Source organism: Chlorogloeopsis sp. ULAP01, from assembly GCF_030381805.1.
Taxonomy (GTDB): Bacteria; Cyanobacteriota; Cyanobacteriia; order Cyanobacteriales; family Nostocaceae; genus Chlorogloeopsis.
On sequence record NZ_JAUDRH010000010.1, the window covers coordinates 218,896 to 239,300 of the forward strand.

General features: G+C 42.3%; 15 protein-coding genes. 4 read left to right on the forward strand and 11 right to left on the reverse strand.

From position 1 onward, the window contains the following. Nucleotides 1-225: 225 nt before the first annotated feature. Nucleotides 226-411 (forward strand): 4-Cys prefix domain-containing protein, encoded by a 186-nt coding sequence (locus QUB80_RS34920; protein ID WP_336622331.1) that lies wholly within the window; start codon nt 226-228, stop codon nt 409-411. A 342-nt stretch (nt 412-753) separates the two neighbouring features. Here QUB80_RS34920 and ftsH3 read toward each other — a convergent pair whose 3' ends face one another. The 11 genes from ftsH3 to QUB80_RS20795 form a co-directional block, all read right to left on the reverse strand. Beyond that, nucleotides 754-2,598 (reverse strand): ATP-dependent zinc metalloprotease FtsH3, encoded by a 1,845-nt coding sequence (ftsH3, locus tag QUB80_RS20745; RefSeq protein WP_016876546.1) that lies wholly within the window; start codon nt 2,596-2,598, stop codon nt 754-756. A 94-nt stretch (nt 2,599-2,692) separates the two neighbouring features. Beyond that, complete coding sequence (locus QUB80_RS20750) at nt 2,693-3,511, reverse strand: aminotransferase class IV (RefSeq protein ID WP_336622333.1); 819 nt, start codon at nt 3,509-3,511, stop codon at nt 2,693-2,695. Nucleotides 3,512-3,562: 51 nt separating this feature from the next. Further along, nucleotides 3,563-4,351, reverse strand: coding sequence for a hypothetical protein (locus QUB80_RS20755; RefSeq protein WP_289791403.1), 789 nt, complete (start codon nt 4,349-4,351; stop codon nt 3,563-3,565). A 298-nt stretch (nt 4,352-4,649) separates the two neighbouring features. Further along, nucleotides 4,650-6,026: a glycoside hydrolase 100 family protein gene (locus QUB80_RS20760; protein WP_289791404.1), complete on the reverse strand. Its 1,377-nt coding sequence runs from the start codon at nt 6,024-6,026 to the stop codon at nt 4,650-4,652. 5 nt (nt 6,027-6,031) lie between these two features. Then, nucleotides 6,032-8,728 carry an MGH1-like glycoside hydrolase domain-containing protein gene (locus QUB80_RS20765; protein WP_289791405.1) on the reverse strand — a complete coding sequence of 899 codons (2,697 nt, stop codon included), beginning with the start codon at nt 8,726-8,728 and terminating at the stop codon, nt 6,032-6,034. A gap of 27 nt (nt 8,729-8,755) precedes the next feature. Further along, the gene (locus QUB80_RS20770; protein ID WP_289791406.1) at nt 8,756-10,063 is read right to left on the reverse strand and encodes a phospholipase D-like domain-containing protein; all 1,308 of its coding nucleotides are present in this window, start codon (nt 10,061-10,063) and stop codon (nt 8,756-8,758) included. A 22-nt stretch (nt 10,064-10,085) separates the two neighbouring features. Beyond that, a complete protein-coding gene (locus QUB80_RS20775; protein WP_289791407.1) occupies nt 10,086-10,703 on the reverse strand; it encodes a class I SAM-dependent methyltransferase in 618 nt (205 codons plus the stop codon). A 115-nt stretch (nt 10,704-10,818) separates the two neighbouring features. Further along, nucleotides 10,819-11,454 (reverse strand): hypothetical protein, encoded by a 636-nt coding sequence (locus QUB80_RS20780; RefSeq protein WP_289791408.1) that lies wholly within the window; start codon nt 11,452-11,454, stop codon nt 10,819-10,821. Between the two features lie 489 nt (nt 11,455-11,943). Continuing rightward, nucleotides 11,944-13,110, reverse strand: coding sequence for a glycerate kinase family protein (locus QUB80_RS20785; protein WP_289791409.1), 1,167 nt, complete (start codon nt 13,108-13,110; stop codon nt 11,944-11,946). Between the two features lie 99 nt (nt 13,111-13,209). Continuing rightward, entirely contained in the window at nt 13,210-14,697 is a 1,488-nt protein-coding gene (locus tag QUB80_RS20790) for an ATP-binding protein (RefSeq protein ID WP_289791410.1), read from the reverse strand. Between the two features lie 98 nt (nt 14,698-14,795). After that, nucleotides 14,796-16,340 (reverse strand): SLC13 family permease, encoded by a 1,545-nt coding sequence (locus QUB80_RS20795; RefSeq protein ID WP_289791411.1) that lies wholly within the window; start codon nt 16,338-16,340, stop codon nt 14,796-14,798. Nucleotides 16,341-16,511: 171 nt separating this feature from the next. Between QUB80_RS20795 and QUB80_RS20800 the strand changes: the two genes are divergently transcribed. The 3 genes from QUB80_RS20800 to QUB80_RS20810 all read left to right on the forward strand — a co-directional run bounded on the left by QUB80_RS20800 (nt 16,512) and on the right by QUB80_RS20810 (nt 20,368). Beyond that, on the forward strand, nt 16,512-18,128 hold the full coding sequence (locus QUB80_RS20800; RefSeq protein WP_289791412.1) for an iron uptake porin: 1,617 nt from the start codon (nt 16,512-16,514) through the stop codon (nt 18,126-18,128). Nucleotides 18,129-19,056: 928 nt separating this feature from the next. Beyond that, entirely contained in the window at nt 19,057-19,455 is a 399-nt protein-coding gene (locus tag QUB80_RS20805; protein ID WP_289791413.1) for a hypothetical protein, read from the forward strand. 643 nt (nt 19,456-20,098) lie between these two features. Further along, on the forward strand, nt 20,099-20,368 hold the full coding sequence (locus tag QUB80_RS20810; RefSeq protein ID WP_289791414.1) for a GlsB/YeaQ/YmgE family stress response membrane protein: 270 nt from the start codon (nt 20,099-20,101) through the stop codon (nt 20,366-20,368). Nucleotides 20,369-20,405 lie beyond the last annotated feature (37 nt).

Below are 20,405 nucleotides of genomic sequence, written 5' to 3' on the forward strand. Positions count from 1 at the left end.
AAAATTGCGAATTATCCCAAAATTTAGCTATAAATTTAATTTCTGAGCAATTTATTGATATAGTTTGATATCTATACATAATTAGAGTTCCGGCTTCTTGAAGAAGTTAGAACTCTGTGTCTTTAAGACTACTAAAAATCTATAGTTTTTATTTAGCTTTGGGTAGATATTACTAACTGCAATTGTATATTTGTTTTATGAGAATATTTAAAACCCGTAGCATCGATGAGCTACTGTATTAACCCTATCTGTTCAAAGCCGCAAAACACACGTAAGACTCTATTTCGTGAGGGTTGTGGCTCTGAGTTGCTCTTGGATGGATGCTATCGAGTTACTCATCTACTGAGCGATCGCAGGTACTTTGGTTTTAAATCGGCGCTCTCCATAAATTTCAACTCAGATAATATTTAGACAACACTAAGAAGTCGTGCAAAATAAATTATCTATTTAGGCAAGGGAACAGGGAACGGAGAACAGTTAACAGTAAAGGAAACAGCAATTTTAGTCGTGTTGAAAAATGGCTAAATATTTATGCATAGGTACTTATCAGGATCTACACCGAGCGCTCGTAATTTTAAATTTGTATAACATGATGAGATTGGCAATTGTCTAACAATCAGGATTTCTTTAATTCTAACTAGATTGTATCTTTTGCCCCTGCGTGCAAAAAAAATTAGAGCAATTGTGGAAAATCCAGCAATTGCCCTGACTTTTAAGATTTTTGAGTTAATTAATAACTTAACTCCCGATTAATTACGCAAACGCCGCAGTCTTGACATCATTATTGCCCAGCAGTTCTTGTAACTCTTCGGCATCCACAGTTTCTTTTTCAACTAACATTTCTGCAAGCTGATCGAGAACGTGGCGGTTATCTGTCAAAACTTGTTTGGCACGTTTGTAAGCCGCATCTACTAATTTACGGACTTCTTCATCAATAGCAGCAGCAGTTTCTTCTGAGAAATCGCGCTCTGACATGATATCGCGACCAAGGAACATATTGCCTTGCTGACGACCGAGGGCAACAGGGCCTAAGGTTTCACTCATGCCAAATCGCGTTACCATCTGCCTAGCAACACGGGCTACTTGTTGCAGATCGTTAGAAGCACCAGTAGTTACCTCTTCTTCACCAAAGATTAATTCTTCAGCGATACGACCACCCAATGCTACTGCCATCTGGTTTTCTAGATAAGAGCGGCTGTACAAACCACTATCCATCCGGTCTTCGCTAGGGGTAAACCAAGTTAAACCACCAGCACGACCGCGAGGAATAATGCTAATTTTTTGTACTGGATCATAGTCTGGCATCAACGCACCAACTAAAGCGTGTCCGGCTTCGTGATAAGCTACTAGTTGCTTACGCTTTTCGCTCATGACTCGGTCTTTCTTCTCTGGCCCTGCTAAGACGCGATCGATGGCATCGTTAATTTCATCCATCGAAATTTCAGTCAGATTCCGGCGTGCTGCCAGAATTGCAGCTTCATTGAGCAGGTTAGATAAATCAGCACCGGTAAACCCAGGAGTACGGCGGGCGATTCTCTCCAAGTCAACATCCTTGGCTAATGTCTTGCCACGGGCGTGAACTTTAAGAATTTCGACACGTCCAGAGTAGTCGGGACGATCTACCACAACTTGACGGTCAAAACGACCGGGACGCAACAAGGCAGCATCCAAAACATCGGGACGGTTGGTAGCGGCGATAATAATGATGCCAGTGTTGCCTTCAAAGCCGTCCATTTCTGTGAGCAACTGGTTGAGGGTTTGTTCTCGCTCATCGTTACCACCACCCAAGCCTGCACCACGCTGACGGCCTACGGCGTCAATTTCATCGATGAAGACGATACAAGGAGCATTGGCTTTGGCTTGCTCAAACAAATCGCGGACGCGGGATGCACCTACACCCACAAACATTTCTACGAACTCAGAACCAGAGATGGAGAAGAAAGGTACACCAGCTTCGCCTGCAACTGCGCGAGCTAGCAAAGTTTTACCAGTTCCAGGAGGCCCAACAAGCAGTACACCTTTGGGGATTTTGGCTCCCACGGCGGTAAAGCGATCGGCGTTTTTCAAAAAGTCTACAACTTCATTAAGTTCCAACTTGGCTTGATCGATACCGGCGACATCACCAAAGGTAACTTGGGTTTGCGGCTCCATTTGCACTCTAGCTTTGGACTTACCAAAGTTCATAGCTTGGCTGCCGGGGCCATTTTGAGCGCGACGCAGTAAGAAAAATAAACCAACCAAAAGTAATACAGGGAAAAATAAGCTGCTAAGTGCCTTAAACCAGAAACCATCGTCGGTTTGGGGTAAAACACTGATATCAACGTTATTTTTGGTAAGAGTATTGATTAGATCTGGATCGTTAACTAAGGTCACCAGCTTTTTGTTGGGGTCGTACTTGGGAGTAACAACCGCTGTAGACCGATCGGAACTGAGGCTGACTTTTTCGACTCTGCCTTTTTCAACTTCTTGAATAAATTGACTGTATCGCCATGTTTCTCTGCTTTGGGGTTGCTTGTCAAAAAAGGCTGTTCCTAAAGCAATGACAACTATAAAAAGCAGCGCGTACAGCCCCGCATTTCTCCATCTTTTATTATTCACCGAGGTCAGTCCTCCTGTACTTTTTTGTGCGAGGGCATTTTTAAGAATTATGTTAACTTATTTTAAGTTATACCAGACTTGACATCTGTAATGCTCAGAAAAACCCCCGCATTTGCTTAAAAATATGATGGTAGGGATTATATTGTAGCTGTCCAGTCGGTTGGATGACAGTGTGGATCGGAACAATTTCAACTACACTGTTGCTGGTAGCGATCGCTTCAAATCCCTTGACTAAATCTGCTGTCCAAGGTTCTTCTCTCACCTCAATTTGCTTTTGCTTCAACCAGTTCATCAGCTGATAACGCATGATTCCCGGCAAAATTCCCACCTTCAAAGGAGGTGTCCACCAACAGCCATCTCGCCAACCCCAAAGATTGCCCGTACTAGTTTCCAGCCAATTTCCTTGTGCATCTACTAAGATAGCTTCTTCAGCATCTAACTTGGTGGCGTTAGTTTTTGCCAACCAAGCACTGAGATAATTTCCTGTTTTGTGACCGGGTAGAGAGCGATACAATTCTGGTGATGTTAAACAGGCTTCAACACCATGTTTTTGTTTTTCCGTCAGATTATTTGGTAATAATCTACCAGTTATCCATTCTCGTCCATCGGGGAAAATGGTGATTCTGAGAATGGGAAAGCGTGTCATGATTAATTTAGCACCTTGACGCAATCGCGCTTCATCTGGTATTGACCAGCTAAAAGTTTGTAAGCTAGATTTTAGGCGATCGTAGTGTGCTTGCCAGTTAGTTAATCTATGGGCAAGAGAGTTGTCATAAACTCGTAGAGTAGTAAAAACAGTCGCTCCATAGAGTAACCCCGGATCGTCAATTGTTAATTCCAGGGTTTGAGATTGAATTAATTTGCCGTCGTACCAGTAAATGTTTGTAACCTCGCGAGAAGGGAAATAGGAAATAGCTAATGGCTGATAGTGAATACAATTAACTATTAGCTATTAGCTATGTAATCAATCTTTTTCAGGTAATTTAATTCTAATAGTTCCGTCATCATTTTTGATAACTTTGCCACCTAAAGCTTCTATTTCTTTAATTGCTCTTTGACGAGTTTTTTCATCTACTTGATTATTTAATACCATTGTCCAAGTAGAAATCTGAGCATATTTGCTATTAGGATTTTTATGTAAAAATTCGGCAGTTTTATAAGAAAGATAAGCTATTTTTTTACTTTCATCATCTGTATACTTACTAGCCCAACTAGCTGTTTCTGTAAACGATTGTTCAGAAGCTTGAGAATTACCTAAAAATAATAATTCATCAATTCCTTTATAACGCCATACATAGTAAGCTCTGTGTGGAACCTTAGGAGATAAAGACTTTAAGCTTTCCTCCATCAATCCTATAGACCGCTCTGGCATGGCAGCATACATAGATGTACTGTTAGAAAGCCCTAAATAAGCCTGTAAAAATCGTGGATCGCGTTTCAAAATTACTTCAAAATACTCAGGACTGAGACTGTAACCTGTTTTGGCGCGAACTTCATCATCGCCAAAGTATTGTAAGAAATTTAGATATACCCAATTTGCAATTAAATTATTATAGCCAAAACTTGGCATTTTTTTTAGTAAATTGAGCCGGGTTTGTTCTAATTTTATCTCTTTTTCTAAAGTTAATATTGAGGTATTTTTTTTAATAGCAATAAATTGTTGCAGGCGTGGATATTGCAGCAAGCCAACTCCTGAAATACACAGACAGGCAGTCAAAAATGAACCAACAGCTTGACGAGTGAAAACTAACATCTGCTTGCTTAAGAAAAACTCAGACTACAGTTACATAGTTCCCGCAAACGTCACTAAAATAACAGTTTGAATTTATCTAAACGTAGGGTGTATTACGGCTATGCAAGGATTTGAGAATTTAAGAGAATTAGAATTAGCCGTAACGCACCATAATTGTGCGGTGCGTTTAAGCAGCGCGTAACGCACCCTACAATTTAAAGCTTGAAGTTATCTAAATATAGGATGTTTATAGCTATATAAGCATTTGTAAAGTTTAAGAGAGTGACAATAGCCGTTACGCACAATATTTATAGATGCTTTACGCAAAGTCACAGCCTAAATTCTGATTATCCTCCTCAAAAGTAATTAAGTCTAAGTAAGCAGGATTGGCGATGATTTCTTTTGCGGCTAACAATCCAGCAATACTCCAAGTTTGGTATATTCTGGCTTCTTTGCCAATTAAGCGCCCATTTTTACCATCGTAGTATTCGGGAAATCTATCTCGTGTCAAACGGCTTTGGGCAATCTCGATCGCGCGTTGGGCAAGTTCTACTCGACCTGTTTTTTCTGCTGCCGCTGCAAATAACCACAGTAAAATTGGCCAGTTGCCTCCATTGTGGTAAGACCAAGGAATGTTTTTAGGATCGCATCCTGTGACAATATGCCATTCCATACCTTCTAAGGCAGGGAAACAAATTTTTAAAGGCATATAACCAATTAAGTCGTGCCAGCGCAACTCAAATAAGTCCATAATGCTTTGGGACTCTTGCTCGCTCGCTAAAGAAACTAAGATTGCTAGCAGGTTTCCTAAGGTAAAAAAGCGAAAATCCATTCTTCCGGGCCCTAAATTTCCGACTAAATACCCTGCATTCTCAGGTAACCATTCGGTTAACCACATAGGAATAGATTCAGCATAAATATTAAACTTATTGGCAATTTCTTTACCGAATTCATCGCTATTGTAGCGATAGATTTCGCCTAATCGCTTTAAGTCCAGCCAGTAATACTCGCGGATGTGGTAATTTAAAGCTCCCATTCGCTGCTTAATTTTATGGGAATAGCTGTAGTTATCTCCATCTGGTAAAAGTAATTCATCAGCAGTGCGGAGAACAGCATAGAATAACACCTGAATTTCCAGAGGATGCCCGTAAACTCCTAAACGACGATCAATCATAAATGCGCCGTCAGGAACTAGCATCGTTGGGTACATGGCAAAGCGATGCACCAGACACATATCGAGAATGAGTTTAATTCCCTCCTGGAAACCTGGCTGATGGGCAAAAGCTATGTCACCCGTGGCTTTGACGTAGGCTCGGAGGAGAAAAATCCACCACAAACAGGAATCTACTGGAGGAACGCGAGCGATCGCATGTTCACCAAAATCGGCAGTTAAATATTCTTTGTTCCCATCAAATTCTACTTTGAAACTGGCAGGCATAAGTCCCGGCCCTGGTTCAAAGCAGTCCATCTGCTTTTCATGGCTTTGCAACAACAGTGTTTCTATTAAGAAATGACGGACAATCTCTGTCTTGCCTTGCATCAGAAACACCAAGGCTGAGGGAACAAAATCGCGGATGAAGCATTGATCGTAGTTCAGTGCATCTAAGTGGGGATCTTGTGCTGCGACTGTACCAACTGCTCGTCCTTGATAGTAAATAATAGATTTTTCCAATAATTCCCAGGCTTCCTGAATCATGGCTGTTATCGGTTTCCAGACAATGAAATTAAATCCGAAGCGATCGCTTGTTGTTGGCGAGCTTGTCTTTGCTTGTAATTATCTCCACAGTGGTGAATCAAATACGCTACCAATCCTGTCCAACCTGTTTGATGATTAGCTCCCAATCCTGCGCCATTATCACCGTGAAAGTACTCGTAAAACAAAATTAAATCGTGCCAGTCTGGATTATTTTGAAATAGATAATTACCACCATGAACGGGACGATAATTCGTACTACCGCGCAAAAAGACGCTCATTAATCTGTGAGATAACTCTGTTGCAACTTCGTTTAAATTCATAAATTTTCCAGAGCCAGTAGGACACTCAATTTGAAAGTCATCACCCAGATAGTGATAAAATTTTTGTAAGGATTCTATGATTAAGAAATTCATGGGAAACCACACAGGGCCGCGCCAGTTAGAATTTCCACCAAACATTCCACTAGTTGATTCAGCAGGTTCATAGTCAACTCGATGCTGTTGTCCATCTACTTCAAAAATGTAGGGATGTTCAGCATGGAATTTGGAGGCAGAACGGATACCATAAGGGCTTAAAAATTCAGATTCATCCAACATTTTTTGGAGAATTGCTTTCAGCTTTTCTGGATTAACAATAGCAAGTAGTCTTCTGGCTTCACTACCTGGAATTTCTAAACAGGCAATATTTTTTTGCAAATCGGGACGATTGTTAATAAACCATTCAAAACGCTTTTTAAACCCTGGAAAAGCATTTAAGAGACTTGCTTCCATCGTTTCGACTGCAAACAAAGGAACTAGCCCCACCATTGAACGAACTTTGAGGCGTTGACGCTCGCCATGAGGTATATGCAGTACATCATAGAAAAATTGATCATCATCATCCCAAAGATGAATATCAGTCTTGCCGATGTGATCCATAGCATCGGCAATATAAAGAAAATGCTCAAAAAATTTGCTGGCAATATCTTCGTATGTGGGATTAGTTTTTGCTAGTTCCAAGGCAATGGTTAACATATTCAGGCAATACATTCCCATCCAACTTGTACCGTCAGATTGTTCTAAATGTCCACCCGTTGGTAATTCTGAACTCCGATCAAAAATACCAATGTTATCTAATCCTAAAAATCCCCCTTGAAAGACATTATCGCCATTGTTATCTTTGCGATTTACCCACCAAGTAAAATTGAGTAGTAATTTCTGAAATACTCGTTCGAGAAACTCGCGATCGCTACGACCATAAAATTCTTGCTCAATCTGATAAACTCGCCACGTTGCCCAGGCATGAACAGGAGGATTAACATCACTAAAGTGCCACTCATAGGCGGGAATTTGGCCGTTGGGATGCAAGTACCATTCTCTTGTTAGTCTCGTCAATTGACGTTTGGCAAAATCTGGATCGATCATAGCAAGAGGAATAACATGAAAAGCTAAATCCCAAGCTGCAAACCAGGGAAACTCCCACTTATCGGGCATAGAAAGAATGTCATCGTTATAAAGATGTGTCCACTCTTGATTACGGGGATTATGGCGCTGGGGTGGTAGTTGAGTAGGATCGCCTTTGAGCCAGTCTTCTAGAACATAGTAATAATATTGCTTTGTCCAAAGTAAACCAGCAAATGCCTGTCGCTGTACATTTTGAGCATCTTCTGAAAAATTTCTACCCGAAATATGCTGGTAAAATTCATCTGCTTCTTGCTGACGTTTGGAAAAAATAGCATCAAAATCTGTATCAAAAGCTGCTATTAAATTCTCATTATCAGTTAAACGTAGATGAATAATTGTAGTTTGTTCAGGAGCAATAGTTAGCTCGTAATGAGCCGCCGCCTTGGTTCCAATTTGTTCAGGATTTACAGCTTCGTTTTGATTGTGAACAATATAATTATTAATCCCATCTTTGACATAGGGAGAATGATTTTTTGTCCCAAATAGTCGCTCATAATTAGTTTCATTTTCAGTAAATAAAAGCGATTTGGGGTTTTGGCAATATAGCCATCTATCTCCTAAAGATGGGTGAGATGCTTTGATAATATTTGGAGAAACTTGAGTCAGAGTAGGTTTGGAAGAGTTTTCTTGCCAAGACCAAGTATTGCGAAACCAAATTGTAGGTAACAAATGGAGATGCTTGGTTTCGGAAGCTCGATTAATAATACTAATTTTGATTAAAATATCTTCGTCTGCTGCCTTAGCATACTCAACGAATACATCAAAATATTCATTGTTATCAAAAATATTTGTATCTGCTAACTCAAATTCTGGCTCATGATAGCCCCTTTGCTGATTTTCTTTTACTAATTGGTTATAAGGAAATTCTTTTTGGGGATATTTGTAGAGATATTTCATGTAGGCATGGGAAGGAGTATTATCAAGATAAAAGTAATATTCTTTGACATCTTCTCCATGATTACCTTCTGGCCCGCTCAGACCAAATAGCCTTTCTTTTAAAATTGGATCTTTACCATTCCAAAGCGCGATCGCAAAACATAACCGTTGATGATTATCACTAATACCAGCAATCCCGTCTTCACCCCAACGATAGGCACGAGAGCGGGCATGATCGTGAGGAAAATAGTTCCAGGCGTTTCCATCAGAACTGTAATCTTCCCGAACAGTTCCCCATTGCCGCTCGCTCAAGTAAGAACCCCATCTCCGCCAGTATGCCTTGCGATTGCGGTCTTCTTCCAGTCTTTTTTGTTCTGCGGTCATATTTTTAATCCTCCTATATAACAAGCATTAAAAAAGTGGTTTTACAATCAGTCCCACACGACCGAGTAGCTTTTCTGTTAAAGGGCGTTTCTCCCATTCTTGTTGAGAGAGACATTGACTCTCAGCTTGTGCCTGCTCAAATAAACTGCCAATTTTTGAAATTAATTGCGGATTTCTGGTGGAGACGTTTAATTCATCGTTGTGATGATAACTACGGGGGTCAAAATTCGCACTACCAGTACTTACCCAATCATCATCAATTAGAGCTAGCTTGGCGTGCATCATACTAGGTTGGTATTCGCACACTTGGATTCCTGCTACTAGCAGTTCACCATATAATTCGCGGGAGGCAAAACGGACTATCGGTTTATCATTTTTTTGTCCCATCGTTAAGATACGTACATCCACACCCTTGTTTTTGGCTTGAATCAACACATTGCGAGTATTGCTGTCAGGAACAAAATAAGGACTGCCAATCCAAATCCGTTGCCGAGCTGCTAAAAAGCTAACTTGAAACAGCATCCTAATTGTGGATTCGCTTAACGTAGACGTATCATTGGTTACGTATAATTTAGTTTCTTCTTCTGGTAATGCTTGCACTACTTGCTGTGCAAGATCTACTGTCGCGCCAGTATAAACCCAATTTTGTATAAAATTTCCTTCTAAAACACTGACAATCGGCCCAGAATAACTCACCTCAAACTCCAGCCAAGGAGCGCGATCGCCAATTTCTGGATCACCATCCCAACTATCCGAAACTCCCGCGCCACCAATCAAAACCCGCTCGCCATCAATTAAAAGTAGTTTGCGGTGTGTGCGAGAATTGTATTCCAATGGTGCTCTCCAATCAAAGTTTCGGAAAAGGCGCACCTCTATACCCGCTTGTCGCAATCTTTGCCAATATTCATTAGGGATAGAACCCGTACCAAAGTTGTCAATTAACAGTTGTACTTGCACTCCAGCTTGGCTGCGTTCAATTAATGCCTGAGCAAACTCGTCGGCGCGGCGACCAGGTGTCATGTAATATGTTTCAAAGCGAATTGTACGCTTGGCATTGCGAATTGCGTCTAATCGAGCAGCATAAATAGCATCTGCTCCAGTCCAAAAGTCAGTGAATTTACCACTAGTAGTTAAAGCATTGGACAAACTTACAACCAAAAGTGGAAAGCGTGGCTCCTCTACAGAAGGAGCATTAGTGATTTTGTACTCAACTTCTTGACGGAAAAAACCTCGCAAATAGAGAAAGCCCAAACCACCGATCAAAAAAACTAAAACTCCTCCACCTAACCACTTCGCTAACTGAAGTTTTTTTGAACTCCTTTTTTCTGTTGGCATTTTGAGTCAGGTAACAGATGCCTTATCGTAAGTTCTGGGGTACGTTCTCAGGAACAACCCATAGATAGATAGTTCTACCTTCCACTCGCACTACTTGCTGTGGCTTCCACTCGCCCATATCGAAGTCGTGGGATACAATCCGGGTGCCTGGTTTAAGTTCTTGCAAAAGCTTGGGTCGAAGTTTGATATTGATATCCGGTAGTAGATAGAGTGTTACCACCGTTGCATCACTGAAATCAGTTTGAAACAAATCTTGTTGCCGAAACTCCACGCGATCGCTTATTCCTGCTTGTTTGGCATTAGCTTGACTTTTCTGCACCAAATCTGGATTAATCTCCACACCAACGGCACGACGAACATTATATTTCTGCACAGCAGTAATTGGTATTCTGCCGTCACCACTGCCAAGATCGTAAAGTACGTCATTACTGCTGACTTGTGCCAATTCCAGCATGGCATTCACCACTGATTGTGGTGTTGGAACAAAAGGTACATCTGGTTTGCGTTCTTGGGCTTGGGGTGTAGTTGTGGCAGTTGGTGTTTGTGCTTCAAAAGTGCGCTCTTGTGTACATCCGGCAATTCCCAAGCCAATGATACTAATACTTGTAAACAGTCCGAAAAGTATTTTTTGCCACAGCATATTTTTGTCCTTTTTCCTTTAGCAAGCTGCAAGCCAGCAGTGTTAATAAGCTAGGCTTGCATACTTTGAGGAAATGGCATTACACAAATGTTTGAATGAGCTAATTTGCAAGTGTTTAGAAGTTATAGCCAACTCCTAACTGTAATCCGACATCAGTTTCATCAATGAAACCAACATTTACACCTGCATTAGCTGTAAATTCATTGGACAGTGGCACATCAACACCACCAGTAATTAGAAAACCAACTGTACTATCCCTACCTGTGGAAATAGCAGCTCCACCGCCGATGTAGGGAGCGACATTGAGTTGTTGTTGTGTAGTTTCTGTGACTGGTTCCACTGGAAAGTCAAGTGTTAGCGGTAGAAGAATAACAGTATTATCACCAAACAAAGCTCCAGGACGAGCAGAGAAGTTATTAGTTAAACCAAACTTACTGAAGACAGCAAAAGCACCTTCACCGATTGTGGTATCACCAGATAATCCAATGTTGCCGCCTACTCCAATGTAGCTAGAACCACCACGGGTAGCTCTGCCAGGTGTGATTGCTTGTGCTACTTCAGGAGCAGACGCTTCAGGTGTAGGTGTCTGGGTTTGTAATTGAGCAGCATTAGTACTGACATTTGCATTTGTAGTTCCTGCTAGTGCTGTAGCTGAAGTAGTTGCTGCATTTGCTTTGAAACCACTAAAAGTAAGAATACAAGCGGTGAAACCGACAAGAGAAAGTGTACGTTTGACAAGACTAGAATTCATTGCTAATTTCTGTGAGGGGTAAGTTAAAAATCAAAGTCAACAAAATTTTTGAGAACTGTTAGTCTACAAAAGTCAATTTAGATTGAGTCAGACTTTATAGACTGCTAGTTCTATCTTTTTAAGAAAAGAAATCACAGCAGTTTGTAACAAGTTTTAGCTACAAAACTTAGAACTCACAACCAGAATTTAAAGCCTGTTTGATTTCTGGCTCCTGATTCTGCTGTAATTATCTTTCCTATCTTTAATGGTTAAAAATAAATGTGACTGGAAAGTGACAAGTAGTCTGTTTTTTGGGGTTTTTCGCAGATATTTTTATAATGTATGCCTTTTATGGGATTTTTTCAAGGCATTTAAAGGTTGAAAACTAACCTTTAGGAAGAGGAGGGGAGGTGGGGAGGTGGGGACAAGGAGACACGGGGACAACTAACCACTAACTAATGATTAGTGACGCACGATTAAATGTGTCAATTGCATACGTAACAGCTTAATTTATCTAACTGACTGAGCGAGTTTTTGACCGACTTTAATTAAGCGCATTACTCGTTCTGTTGCATAGGTTAAAAGTTCAGGTGTGTTGGCGATCGCTTCAGGTAGGCTACAAGGTTCTTTAAGAATTGTGGAAAAGGAGTCAATGCCATAGTCAAAATTCACTCGCGCATCCTTACCGATTGTGCCAGCGATCGCAATCACGGGCAGATTATAGCGCTTGGCACGTTGTGCTACTTCTACCGGAATTTTACCTCGCGGTGTTTGGAAATCAATACTTCCCTCTGCCGTAATTACTAAGTCACTTTCTTGCAAAAGGCTATCTAGTTCTAGATACTGCATCACAATGTCATAGCGCGGATGGAGGGTAGCACCTAAAAAAGCATACAACCCCGTCCCCAATCCACCAGAGGCACCGCTGCCAGGCATTTCTCGCACGTCAATTTTCAACTCTTGCTCAATCACATCTGCATAACGATCTAGTGCGGCTGCTAGTTGTTCGACTGTTTCCGGAGATGCTCCTTTTTGAGGCCCGAAAACCCTTGCTACTCCCTTTTCACCACACAATAGGTTGTGCCAGTTACACGCTACATCAATTTTTACTTGTTCTAGGCGGGAGTCACGCTGGCTCATGTCAATGGTATGGAGTTTAATCAACTCGCCACCGCCTCTTTCTAACTCATTACCAGCTGCATCTAACAAACGTATTCCTAAAGCTTGGGCCATCCCTGCACCACCATCGTTTGTGCCGGAGTCACCACAACCAACCAAAATTTGTTCCGCTCCTGCATCCAGTGCGGCTTTGATTAATTCACCCACACCATAAGTAGTCGTTTTCAAAGGATCGCGAGCATCGCGGGGAACCAATCGCAATCCTGCCGCCGCCGCCATTTCCAATACGGCAGTTTTGACATCTGTACCCCCAAGAAAGCCATAGTGTGATTCTATTAATTGTCCTACGGGGCCAGTTACCCTGACTGAATGCAAACTTCCACCCGTAGCAGCAACCAATGCCTTAGTAAAACCCTCACCACCATCTACCAGTGGCGCTTTCTTAATTGTTGCATCAGGTATAGTACGTAGAACCCCTGTAGCAATACAATCAGCAACTTCATCCGCAGCCAAACTCTCTTTAAAACCAGAAGGGGCAATTAAAACTCGTAAAGTCATAGATTACTCCTTAGTATTTAGTTATTGGTTATTGGTTATTGGTTAGTAGTTAGTGGTTCTCCCCATCTCCCCTGCCCCCCTGCTCCCTTGCTCTTCATCTCACTCCTCACGCCACGGCAAGCGGATCTGAACGTGAGTACCTAAACCAGGTTCGCTGCCAATCGTCAGATGACCTCCATGTTGCTCTATGATCGCTTTCGTGAGCTTGAGTCCTACACTGGGGCGTTGCTTGCGGGAGTCTTCAAAGGTGACAAAGGCTTGGTTAATCAATGGTTGCTCTATACCTGCACCGTCATCGGCAACTTCTATGAGTAGTTCTGTGCTATTGGTAGCATCAGTTTCAAGATATGACCGGATACCCAAACTTCCTCCTACTTTCGGCAGGGCTGAGAGAGCATTGCGTATTAACTCAGCCAAGACTTCGCGTAGCTTGAGCCGATCCACAACAGCGTAGTGAACCTCTGGAGCAATTTGTAATTCAAAGCTGACACCTCGACGCACAAAGTCGTCTTGGAACCGTAGCATCACTTCGTAAAGTAATGCCCGGATATCTGTACGAGCTAGATTTAAATCTAGGGGAAAACCAAATTCGGTGAACCGTGTGACTGCTTGTAATAATTGATCGAGCTGATCAACAAGTGCCTGCTTTTGCTCAACTATCACTGTGCCATTACCATCTACTTCATAGTTATTTAGTCCGGCAACCCGCGATCGCAACTGCGACACCAGTCTGTGCAGTGTCAAGCGGGATGGAAGGTTGTGCCAGTCTCCTCCTGTAGCAGTATCTGTCTCACCTCCAGCCATAGCTTTTAATCCCATCACTTGCTCTCGTTGGGCGATCGCTGCGGTCATGTGATTAAAAGCACGATTCAGCGCTCCTAATTCATCTTTGCGTTCCTCATCCAAGCGACGCTGAAAGTCACCCCGCGCCACATCATTCAGTGCCTGTTCTGCCTCACGTAGGGGAGCGAATAAATCGGAAGCTAGGTAAGCAAACAGCAATAAGATGAGCGATAGAATCCCAAAAGCAGAGATTGTCAGCACAAGTTGTGCCGTTTGGCGAGTGTTTTGAGTTTGCTGGCGAATCATCTGACGGATCTTTTGATCGGAAGCCACCGCTTGTTCAGTTACCTTCTGAAATTGCTCAAAATCTTCCTCTTCTAGTTGCTCCTCCATGATCTCTAAAGCTTCATCTCGTCGGTTGGCGTCTATCAAATCAAAAACTTTACGGGAATTTTGGATCAAATTGTTGTAGGCATTACGAACCTCCTCCACTTGTTGGCGTTCTGCCTCACTATCAGCTAACTCAGCCCATTGCTGGAAGTCTTTTTCCACAGGCTCGATAGATTCTTCAAATTCCTCTTTGGCATCATCATCATCAGCAAGGATTCGATCTGGCACTTCTTTAAGGGCGCGAAAGGTTGCCGCCCGTACACTTTGTAATAGAAGACTGCGTTGGTAGTGTTCTTGAAGGTTATCTTCGCTGGCGTGCCATTGAGCGATCGCCCACACAGTCACCCCACCGCTTGCCAGTGCCAACAATGCTAAACCACTAAATATAGTTAATAATTTCTTCCGTAGGTTCATTATTAGTAATTGGTTAGTGGTTAGTAGTTAGTGGTTAGTTGTCCCCTTGTCGACGGACTCCGCACGGAAGTGTCCTCCCCGTGTCCTCTTCCTAGCCCCTACAACGTCAAACCAACCCAACGCCAGTAACTGTAGTAGAACAACACCATCAGCCCCAAATGGACAGGAAGCAATACTGAACTGAGGCGTAGCAAATCGGTAGGTTTATAAGTTTCGCCTTCGAGTTCTTGAAACATTAGCAGTGCTTTAGAACTGACTGGAAATGTCAAACAGTAATCCATGCCGACGGTACTAATAAACATCACTGCAACGGGGTTGAGTTGTAAACTGTTGCCCAGGTAAAGCAAAGCGGGAACTAATGCTGCTGCCCGTGCAGTATGAGAAGTCATATAAATATGGGATGTCAGTGAAATAAATGCCAGTGACACTAAAATGAGCGATCGCGAATTAGTACTAGCAATACTGCTAATAGTAAAAAGTTGGTCAATAATCCACTGCGCTGCCCCTGAGTCAATCAACGCCCTACCCAAGACTAAAGCTGCACCCACAAAAATTACTAAATTCCAGGAAACAGATTTGAGTCCCTCTTTCCACTTCAAAACCCCTATTCCTGGCAGAGTTAAAATCAGTGCTCCAACTACTGTTACCGTGGCAATCTCAAATCCATGCCAAGATTCTGTTAACCACAAAGCAATCATAATTCCTACCACAATCAGGGTAATCCCTTCTGAGCGAGAAAGCGGTTTGCCCTTGCCTTGAGGAATATGTAACTCCTGGTTGAGGCGTTCTTGATCTAAAAATAAACGCATGATTACCCAGCATGAAGCATAGCTGGCAACTACGCCAAAAGGTAAACCGTAAATTACCCACTCAGTAAAAGAAATTCGCTCTTTGGTTATTTGTTGAAGTAAGTCATTGGCGATTAGGTGTGAACCTGCACCAACCAATGCCACAATTGTTGACACTAAGATGATGGTCGGCATTAGTAATGCTAAAGCACGAATAATGCGGCGATCGCTTGTGGCACTGGTAATGCTGCGAAACACAGGAATTGCTACAGCAGCCCTACCAGAAGTAGAAGGAATTAAAAAGGACATGGGAATTAATACGGTAACGAGCAACCAAAATACACCCTTTACCGTTTTTGCTCTGGACACGACTAATTGCGTGAGTCGTCCTGCCAAACCAGTTTTTTGCACTGCCCCGCCTAGCACAAAAGCACCAATCATCAACCAGACTACATCTGACGCTAAAGCATCAAAAAGTTGTTCCTGAGAAATGCCGCCCACCAGAACTAACAGCATCATCGTAAAGAGGGCGATGTAGTCCGCACTAATGGAGGTAGTTGACCATAAAATTGCCGCTAGTAAGAAGGCAAATAAAGCTAAACGTGCAGGATGAGGCAGCGAAGAGGGTAACAACACGGCAATACTAGCGATCGTAGTCAGTGCTAATGGTAATACCGCATCGACAACCCAACGAAACTTTCGCTTTTTCGTTTTTTTGCCAGCAGCCTGATGCTGAGTACCCAAAGCAGTAGGTGTAACCTGCTGCAAGCGCTTCGTATCAAAACGACTCCAAAGGCTTGCCTTGTCTGATTCAGTTTGCCTGGATACAGATTTAGAGGCAGAAGCTTTTGTCATTTTTATCTTTGTTTTAATTTGTCAAAATCCACAATTTATCTTGGTTTTGGGTTAAGAAAATGTGTCCTAAGGTTAATAAAAGGTTAATTATAGCAAGTACTATACTTAGTTTTGCTATTACAGCATTACTACCCGTAGAGAGAATTGAGACATAGCTTACCTATCGTTGGAATGAAACTTTTAAAAGTGATCTGGAATGTTGGCAAACAGAGCTTATTGCCTGCCATTGCAACCATGCTATTACTAACAGTAGAAACTTTAGCATCTGAAATAGATGAGGGGAGCTATTTTTCAACAAGCACTCCATCTGTGGTTGTAAACCAGAATCTTAACCATGCAGATTCACTCACTCAAATGAATTCTGTATCCGATTTAGCAGAGATTCTACCAAGTGATTGGGAGACTCAATCTCTCCAGTCATTAATGCAGCGTTATGGTGTAACTGAGACAGATAGTACCTTTAGTGGCAACCGAGTTATGACTCGCTATGAATTTGCTGCTAATCTTGGGGCAACTATAAATCACATCAATCAATTGGTACTTGCAGGAAATACTAAATTAGTTGCTCAACAAGATTTAGAAATACTAAAACGGTTGGGTACAGAATTTGCCCAAGAGCTAGAAATTTTGCAAGGACGAGTAAAGCGTTTGGAAGCTAATTTGCCGCTTCTAGAGGTACAACAATTTTCTACAACTACTAAACTTGAGGGAGAAGTTCTGTTTGCGATTGCAGCAGTTGCAAGCGGTGACAAAGCTGATAATTCAGGCGAACCTATTTCTGATAATCTTACCTTCAGCAACCGGGTACGGTTAAACTTGGATACCAGCTTTACTGGCAAAGACCGACTACGAACTCGCTTGCAAGCTAGAAATGTTCCTGAATTAGACGAAGCAACAGGAACTGATATGGCGCGTTTAGCCTTTCAGGGTGATAGCTCTAACAATTTTGAAATGAGCCTTTTGGAGTATCGCTTTCCGATTGGAGAACAAGCGATGGTTTATTTAGAGGCGGTGGGAGGTGACTTAGATGATGTGATTGTAGATACACTAAACCCTTATTTGAGTGGTAGTGGTAGCGGTTCAATTTCTCGGTTTGCCCAGCGTAACCCAATTTACCGTCAGGGAGAAGGTGCAGGAGTTGGTATAGTTTACAACTTTACTGAAGCTTTGAGTTTGAGTTTGGGATATATCGCGGATGAGATTAACGAGCCAGAATTGGGGTTGAGTAAGTCGAGTTATGGTGCGATCGCTCAACTTACCCTACAACCAAGCGAAAACACTGGAGTAGGTTTGACTTACATCCGCTCTTACAATAATTTAGACACGGGTACTGGCAGTCGTCGCGCCAACGATCCTTTTAATGGGCAAAGTGATGCAATCATCGGTGACTCCTTTGGTTTAGAAACAGCGATCGCTCTTAACCCTAGCTTTACTCTTACTGGTTGGGTTGGCTTTACTCTTGCCACAGCCGAAGATTTGCCTAACGCTCCAATGGCAAATATTGTTAACTGGGCGCTGACTTTAGCTTTTATTGATGTTGGTACAGAAGGAAGCATTGTGGGAATCGCGATCGGGCAACCACCCAAAGTTACTAGCAATGACTTTGAAGTTGCAGGTGAGGCATACAAAGATGAAGATACCTCTTGGCATCTAGAAGCTTTCTGGCGTTACCAAGTTAGTGACAATATTGCCATTACTCCGGGATTGTTAGTGATTACTAATCCAGAAAGCGATCGTGACAACAACACAATCTACATCGGCACAATTCGTACAACATTCAGCTTTTGAAGCAAAAGTCACATTTCCTCTTGCCTACCTGCGCTCTTGCACATAGCGTCTACTGCCTCCCGATTTGAAAGAGGGTTTAGGGGTGTAAGGGTTTAGGGGAGCCAGTACGGTTTTAAGCTCATCCCCCGACTGAAGTCTGGGGGATTTCGCGGGCATCGGGAATTGGGAATTGGGCATTGGCCAATGCATGAATGCCCCTTGCCCCAAGACGACGGACGACGGTTCTGAGCGCCCCTTAAAGGAATGGGCTTCCCCGTCGTCTTTTGGTGAGGCAGCACTTTTGGGGGGTTTCCAACGGACAGTTCCTACAACGGGGGAGACCCTCCGAAGTCGCCACCCTACGGGAAGCCGCCCTCCGGGCGTCTACAACGGGGGGCTTTGGGGCCCCCACGGAGTGGGGTTGGGGGGAAACCCCCGCACGGCGCTTCTGTTGGCAACGGACTGTCCTCCGCCGCAGGTGACTGGTGTAGACACGTAGACGGACGTAGTCCGGCTTCTCGCAGAGTAGTGGATAAGCGAAAGTAAGGGTTCCCCGGCATAAAGGAGCCAGTGCGCCCTTGCGGGTTAAGCGCGTCGAGTGCGACTGGCGTCACCTGGCGTGTGTAGGAGAAAAAACCTCTTTCATCTTTGGCGGGTGAAACTTGTTTCATAACGACTGCCTTATTTCTTGAAAGCGTTGTGGATGAACAGCCTGTGGGAAACTAGCTTGATATTATTCCTTTTGGCATACAACCATATCATTGCAAGCAAATCTCCTGGCAGATATACGGTTACTGAGCTTTTGCTACACCTATAATTATGGTTTTGCGAAGCACTCAACACAGAATTAACCACTCCAGATGAGGAGTACAAAATACTTACACAGTATATGTATTAACGCCACAATACACTTACACAAAAATATAAAGACTACCAAGGATAATGAATTATGTATCTCAAGAAATTACCAGTACAAAATATACAAAGCAATACAAATGTAAATCAGGCAACTCAGAGTGAAATAAAAATAGATATTGTTCAACTCAATAAATTTATTCAACCTGATATGGTAATTGCTCTCGGTGGTGCCACTATCAGCTTCGTCACGATTTGGGCAGGAGTTTTATTAGTTCTCTCTAAGATGAGAAGAGTAGCCGAAGATAATAAATTTTATTTCTCGGTCAATTCCTTACAGAAAGTACCCTGTAAAACTTGTCATTACTTTTCCAATAATTATCACCTGCATTGTGCAGTACAGCCTTCTATTGTGCTCACAGAAGAAGCAATGAATTGCAGTGATTACTGTCCTAAATGTATAAACTTTTCGAGCAAAACAAATAATAATTGAAAATAGGGTTTAGGGGCTAGAAGAGCTAGCGCACCCTTGGAGGTTCCACGCTATATGCTTTATGCCGGGAAACTTTAGTTGAGCAGTGGCTCCTATGTTGTAGTGACTGGCGTGCTAGAGATAAGAGAAGTGAAGTTTTTATTTATATAGGTGTCTGTAATTCAGCAAGGGTTAATAAACATCAAATTTTAACTGTTTTTCTTTGTCAATCACTCTCACAAAGGATTTTTCTTAAATTTTTAATTGAATTCATATATGTAAAGATAGATACCTTATATGATTGAGCTTCTAACTATAGAAAGAATATTCCTCTGACTGTGGATAGTTAACTTAGCCAGAGTAGATTTGGTAATTTAAGAATATCAACAAACGAACGCACTGGCAGAACTTTGACACCGCTTTAGTTCTTTGTGGTGGTTTGAAGTCAAGCGATGCCGTAACTACCAACAGTGCATATATGACAACGACATAGATGGTTGTAGAGTTTGCTCGCTTAACTCTACTTTATCAAGAACAAGAGGATTCTGTTTTCCTCTACAGCGGTTGGAGTTCGTGAACATCTAGGGTCTATCGATATCTGTTTTAGCTCTTAGAAAACAATATCTCACAATTATCTTATTCACACACACTAAGGAGTTGAACCATGAATATTCTTGCTTGGATTGTATTAGGTTTGTTAGCGGGTGCTATTGCTAAAGCTATTTATCCTGGTTCTCAAGGAGGCGGCATTCTGAGTACCCTAGTTTTAGGAATTATCGGTGCCTTCATTGGTGGAACCTTAGTTACTTTACTACAAACGGGAACTTTTGCGATTACATCTGCAACCTTAAGCATTCCTGGCTTAGTTGTGGCAGTGCTGGGTGCAATTATAGCTATTTTCTTGTACTACCAATTTGCTCGCAGAGCTTATTAAAGCTTATTAATTAAGTAGAGCAACCAAATCTTTAGAT